Raw genomic sequence first — 5,783 nt, forward strand, 5'->3', positions numbered from 1 at the left:
GCCTTGCAGCATCGGATGACGTTCCTGGCGGTGGCGCAGGCGGCCGAGCGCCGGGCCGAGGCCCGAACGGTAGGCCAGGAACACCAGCGGCAGCGCCACCGCCAGGAACGTCATCCGATGCTGCAAGGCCTCGACCGGCCAGAACACCACGGCTATCGAGTACGCCGACAGCAGGGCGCCGACGATCCACACGGCGAGCCGCAGGAATCCGCCGAGCCGCCGGGCCGGCCGTTCTTGTTCGTGAGCCGAAACCAGGTCGGCCTCTCGGTCGCTCAGCTCGGTCAAAACGATTCCTCCCGACACGGCACTGGGGGCAATTTACGAGGGGTTTACAGGCCGTGGGAAGACTCCGTTACCTTTATGGGATTATTGTCCGCCTGAAAATCGTGGCCTGGACCGAGCCGCCAATTCGGCGACCGGCACCACGCCCGCCTGGCTGCCGTCGCGCAGCCGCACCGCCGCCTGGCCGCCGGCCGCCTCCCGGGGACCCACCACGAGCTGGTACGGCACCAGCCGATGGGCCCGGATCCGGGCGCCGAGGGTGCCCTTGGAGGCGGGGGCCAGCTCGGCCCGCAACCCTTCGGCGACGGCACGCCGTACCAGGTCCCCGGCGGCGGGCAGTTCGGCGTCGGACAGCGGCAGGACGACGGCCTGCACCGGGGCGAGCCAGGCGGGGAAGGCGCCGGCGTGCACCTCCAGGAGGTGGGCGAGCAGCCGTTCGAGGCCGCCGACGACGCTGCGGTGCACCATGACGGGCCGCTCCCCGCCGGTGTGACGGAGGTCGAAGCGCTCCGGCTGGAAGTAGTCGACCTGGACGGTGGACAGGGTCGACTCGCGGCCCGCCGGGTCCGCGATCTGGATGTCGATCTTCGGTCCGTAGAAGGCGCCCTCGCCGCGTTCCTCGTCGAAGGCGCGCCCGCGCTGTTCGAGCACGTCGCGCAGGACGGCCTCCGAGCGGGCCCACATGTCCGGGTCGTCGACGAACTTGGCCCCCTCGCCGCGCAGCGACAGCCGGTAGCGGGCGGCCCGGATGCCGAGCTGGGCGTGCGCGGCCTCGATCAGGTCGAGCGCGGCCGACACCTCCCCGGCCGCCTGGTCGGCCCGGCAGAACACGTGCCCGTCGTTGAGCTGGATGGCGCGTACCCGGGTGAGGCCGCCGAGCACGCCGGACAGCTCCGAGCGGTACATGCCGCCCAGCTCGGCCAGGCGCAGCGGCAGGTCGCGGTGGCTGCGCTGACGGGAGCGGTAGACGAGCGCGTGGTGCGGGCACAGGCTGGGCCGCAGCACGAACTCCTCCCCGCCGACGAGCATCGGCGGGAACATGTCCTCGGCGTAGTGCGCCCAGTGCCCGGATCGCTCGTACAGCTCGCGCTTGCCGAGCACGGGCGAGTGGACGTGCTGGTAGCCGTTGCGGCGTTCGAGCTCGTGCACGTAGTCCTCGACGGCCTTGCGCACGGCCGCGCCGGCGGGCAGCAGGAACGGCAGGCCGGAGCCGATCAGCGGGTCGGTGTCGAAGATGCCCAGCTCGCGGCCGAGCCTGCGGTGGTCGTTCATGATCGTCCTTTGGATGTAAAGGGCGAACGACCGATCCCCGGGCATTCGCCCGGGAGACAGGAGTCAGCGCGCCGGGACGAGGTCCGGCGTCGTCGTGACGGAAGCGCGCTGCATACGGGCACCATAGCACCAGCGGCTTCGCCGAGAATCGGTAAAAAACGGCAAATGATATAAAGAACCGTGGCCGAGATCACCCTGCCCGTGCGCCAGTTGCGGGCGTTCGCCGAGGTCGGCTACCAGGTCGCCGGGGGCAGCGGGGCGCACGGGGCGCACGGCGCGATGACGGCGCTGCGCGAGATCGTGCCGCTGGACGCCTACGAGTTCGTCGCCTTCGACCCCGCCACCGGCCGGCACCACAGCGTCGTCTCCGACGGCCACCCGCGCATCGACGGCGACGCGGCCGAGGAGTACGCGGGGCTGCAGGCGTACCGGACGGCGATGGCCACGCGGGCGCCGGTCGCGATGCCCGAGCCCGGCACCGAGCGTTACTTCCGCCGCCACCTGGCCCCGTACGGCTGGCGGGCGGGGCTGACGGCGCCGCTGTTCCTGGCCGGGGGCCGCTACACCGGGCTGCTGCACCTGGCCACCAGGGACGCCTTCCCGGAGCTGACCGCCGCGCTGGTCGGCGCGGTGAGCCCGATGCTGGCGCACGTCACGGACCTGAGCCGGTGCGTGATCGACCCGGTGGGGCTGCCGGCCGGGTTCCGCGCGGTGGCGTTCGACCGGCTGGGCGTCCGGCGCGGCGTGCCCGGCCTGGAGACCTCCGGAGAGCTGTGGGACGACCCGGCGATCGCCGCGTACGCGCGCGCGTTCATCGACTCGCGCGAGCTCAACCGGCACGGCCTCTGGCTCGACGGGCACGGCCGCTGGCACGAGATGCGGCTGCTGCGGGCCGGCGTCGGGTTCCAGGGCGGGCTGCAGGGCGCGGTGGTGGCCGAACGGACCTGCGCGCTGCCGTACGAGCTGACCGGGCGGGAGGTGGACGTGCTCACCCGGGTCGCGGCCGGCGACTCCAACCCGCAGATCGCGGCCGCGCTGGTGCTCAGCGTCCGCACGGTCACCACGCACCTGGAGCACATCTTCGCCAAGCTCGGCTGCGACAGCCGCACCCGGCTCAGCACCAAGGCGCTGGCCGAGGGCCTGTGCCGGCTGGACGTCTAGGCGGCCCAGCCGGCCGGCACGGTCACCAGCAGCAGCTCGAACCACACGCGGGTCGTACCGTTCTGGCGGGTGAACCCCCAGCGGTGGCTGAGCGCCTCCAGCAGCGGCAGCCCGCGCCCGCCGGTGGCGTACGGGTCGGCCCGGCAGACGCACGGCGGCCCGTCGGAGCCGCCGTCCTCCACCCACACGCGCACGAGGTCGCCGGCGGCCCGCACCGCGACCGTGAACGAGCCGCCCGCGCCCGAGCGGGAGTGCAGGATGGCGTTGGTGGCCAGCTCGCTGGTGAGCAGCGCGCAGTCGTCGTGGAGCGGATGATCGCGCCCGAGGACGGCCGTCACCAGGCTGCGCGCCCCCGCCACCTGTGACGGCACCCCGGGGAAGCGGAGCGCGAGATCGTGTTGCGAGTCCGGCGTTGCCACGGTGGAACCCCCCTGAATGCGGCGACGTCATGAGACGCGCCACGCCGGTCGGGAGGACGGTCGCCAAAAGGTGCGAATGCCCTTTCCCGTCGGTGCCGGGACCTCAGTGGCGCTCCCCGGGGGTGACCAGGCCGGCCTCGTAGGCGACGATCACCGCCTGGGCCCGGTCCCTGACGCCCAGCCTGGCGAACACCTCGCTCACCCGGTTCTTCACCGTCGACAGCGACAGGCCGGTCTCCTCGGCGATCTGCTGGTTCGACAGCCCGCGCGCCATCAGCTCCAGCACCCGTCGCTGGCGCTCGCTCAGCGCGCTCAGCTCGGCGGCCGGCTCTGCGGGCCTCTCGAACGCCCGGGGGCGGGCGGGACGCACGAAGGTGCCGATCAGCCTGATCAGCAGGCGCGGCGCCACCGCCGCCTCGCCCCTGTGCACGATCCTGATGCCCTCGATCAGCTCCTCCGGGGAGACGTCCTTGGGCAGGAAGCCCGACGCGCCCGCCCGCAACGCGGCCACCACGTGCTCGTCGAGGTCGAAGGTGCTCAGCGCCAGCACCTTGGTCCCGGGCAGCTCGGTGACGATGCGTTCGGTCGCCGCGACCCCGTCCATGCCGGGCATGTGCAGATCCATCAGCACCACGTCGGGGCGCAGCTCGTGGCTGCGCTGCACGGCCTCCCGGCCGTCGCCCGCCTCGCCCACGGCCACCAGGCCGGGACCGGTTTCCAGCAGCATGCGCAGCCCGGCGCGGACCAGCACCTGGTCGTCGGCGAGCAGTACCTTGATCACGTCTTCTCCAGCAGGGGTATGCGGGCGCGCACCAGGAACCCGCCCGAGGGTGAGGGGCCCGCCTCGAACTCGCCGCCGCACGACGACACCCGCTCGGCCATGCCCGCCAGCCCGAGCCCGGTCCCGGTGCCGGTCCCGGTCCCGCCCGGCCCGTCGTCGGCCACCTCCACCTCCACGAGCTCGGGCCGGTAGGCGAGCCGGACCCGGGACCGGGCGCCGGCCGCGTGCCTGCGGGTGTTGGTGAGCGCCTCCTGGACGATGCGGTAGACCGCGTGATCGACGGTCGTCGGCAGCGCGACCGCCTCCCCGGTGACCTCCAGGGCGGCGTTTCCCGACTCCGCCACGAGCGCGGGCAGCCCGGCCGCGCCGACTCCCGCCTGGTTGTCCATCTCCTCGCCGTCGGTGCGCAGGACGTCGAGCAGGTGCCGCATCTCCGTCATCGCCTGCCTGGCCGTCTCCTCCCCGGTGAGCAGGGCCCGCCCGGCGCGTTCCCCGTCGACGGGGATCAGCCTCCTGGCGACGCCCATGTAGAGGCTGACCACGCTGACATGGTGGGCGACCACGTCGTGCAGCTCGCGGGCGATGCGCCGGCGTTCCTCCCGTACGGCGAGCTCGACCGCCTGCTGTTCCCTGCGGCGTGTCAGCTCGCCGCGCAATCGCACGATGTAGCCCGCCGCCACCGGCATCGCCGGGAACGCCAGGCTCGACGCCACCGTCCGCAGCTGGTCAGCCGGCAGGGCGCGCAGGTGGAGCCACCAGAAGGCCGCCGCACCGGCTGCGGCGACCGCCGCCGACGCGACAGCCGGGGAGCGGCGGCCCACCTGGTAGAGGGCGATGAGTACGGCGCTGACCGGGGCGTCGTAGCCGGGCGGCCGGGTGCCCATCACGTAGAGCGCGGCGACGAGCAGGGCGGCGGGGACCGGATGCCGCCGGCTCAGCGGCATGAGCGCGGCCGCGCCCGCGGAGATCAACAGGGCCTTGGGACCGGACGCCGCGAGGGCGCCGGGGAACTCCAGCGCGCACACCAGGGCGCTCAGCGCGAGGTCGCCGGCCCAGGGGCGCCGCACCCGGCCGGCGAGGGCCGCCAAGGACATGCGCACCAGCGTACGCGGGCCGGTGGCCGTTCGGCCGTGCCTCGATCCGCCTGCCCGGCACGGGCCTGCGATACTGGGACACCACACCACGTGCAAGACGCACTGGAAGGCGATGGTGCCGTATCGTGCGACGAGGTCACGGCCACGACTAGGAGGAGTGCCTGCGTGAGCAGCCTGGAGGCCGTCTGGGTGCAGCGGTACGACCACCCGGGGGCAGCGGTCGTGACCGGAGTCTTCGACATCCTGCACGTGGGCCACGTGCGCTACCTGGGCGCGGTGGCCGCGCGCGGGCTGCCGCTCGTCGTGGGCGTGGAGGACGACCCGCGGGTGCGCGCCTGGAAGGGCCCGTCGCGGCCGTTCAACCCGGCGGCCGAGCGGGCCGAGGTGCTGGCGGCGCTGCGGTTCGTCACGGGGGTGTTCATCGTGACGGGGCCGCCCGAGGCGCACGGCCCCGAGGAGTACATCGACCTGCTCACGCCGATGCGGCCGGGCGCGCTCGCGCACACCGCCGGCGACCCGCACGCGGGCGGCCGGTGCGCGGCGGCGGCGCTGCTGGGCGCCGAGTGCTGGGAGCTGGAGGCGATCCCGGACCGCTCCACGACGCGCATCGTCAACGCCGCGGGCAAGGGGTGACGAGACCCCGGCCCATGATCGCGTAATCTTCCGTCCATGACGGCCGATGTCCTGGCGAGAAGGGTGACCGACCTGCTGGCGCCGCAGGTGCTGGTGATCGCCATGCCGCCCGCGGTGGGGCTGATCGCGCAGGGCTGGGCG

The 5,783-nt window shown here is 73.6% G+C and carries 7 protein-coding genes; 2 read left to right on the plus strand and 5 right to left on the minus strand.

From position 1 onward, the window contains the following. Both ADY59_RS46170 and thrS read right to left on the minus strand, forming a co-directional pair. Nucleotides 1–285 (minus strand): hypothetical protein (locus ADY59_RS46170; protein WP_049577364.1); only part of this gene is annotated, 285 nt, incomplete at its 3' end. 81 nt (nucleotides 286–366) lie between these two features. Next, on the minus strand, nucleotides 367–1,599 hold the full coding sequence (gene thrS, locus ADY59_RS46175) for a threonine--tRNA ligase (protein ID WP_082310913.1): 1,233 nt from the start codon (nucleotides 1,597–1,599) through the stop codon (nucleotides 367–369). Between the two features lie 135 nt (nucleotides 1,600–1,734). Between thrS and ADY59_RS46180 the strand changes: the two genes are divergently transcribed. Then, nucleotides 1,735–2,715 carry a helix-turn-helix transcriptional regulator gene (locus ADY59_RS46180; RefSeq protein ID WP_049577369.1) on the plus strand — a complete coding sequence of 327 codons (981 nt, stop codon included), beginning with the start codon at nucleotides 1,735–1,737 and terminating at the stop codon, nucleotides 2,713–2,715. On the opposite strand, the gene ADY59_RS46185 is transcribed toward ADY59_RS46180, so the two are convergent. The 3 genes from ADY59_RS46185 to ADY59_RS46195 form a co-directional block, all read right to left on the minus strand. Beyond that, entirely contained in the window at nucleotides 2,712–3,134 is a 423-nt protein-coding gene (locus ADY59_RS46185; protein WP_049577371.1) for an ATP-binding protein, read from the minus strand. The genes ADY59_RS46180 and ADY59_RS46185 overlap by 4 nt on opposite strands. A 103-nt stretch (nucleotides 3,135–3,237) precedes the next feature. Beyond that, nucleotides 3,238–3,915: a response regulator transcription factor gene (locus ADY59_RS46190; protein ID WP_049577374.1), complete on the minus strand. Its 678-nt coding sequence runs from the start codon at nucleotides 3,913–3,915 to the stop codon at nucleotides 3,238–3,240. Continuing rightward, nucleotides 3,912–5,009 carry a sensor histidine kinase gene (locus tag ADY59_RS46195; protein WP_049577380.1) on the minus strand — a complete coding sequence of 366 codons (1,098 nt, stop codon included), beginning with the start codon at nucleotides 5,007–5,009 and terminating at the stop codon, nucleotides 3,912–3,914. Before ADY59_RS46195 ends, ADY59_RS46190 begins: the two co-directional genes overlap by 4 nt. Before the next feature lie 165 nt (nucleotides 5,010–5,174). On the opposite strand from ADY59_RS46195, the gene ADY59_RS46200 reads away from it, so the two are divergent. After that, entirely contained in the window at nucleotides 5,175–5,642 is a 468-nt protein-coding gene (locus ADY59_RS46200; RefSeq protein ID WP_049577377.1) for an adenylyltransferase/cytidyltransferase family protein, read from the plus strand. Nucleotides 5,643–5,783: the final 141 nt, after the last annotated feature.

Source organism: Nonomuraea sp. SBT364 (genome assembly GCF_001083785.1).
Taxonomy (GTDB): Bacteria; Actinomycetota; Actinomycetes; order Streptosporangiales; family Streptosporangiaceae; genus Nonomuraea.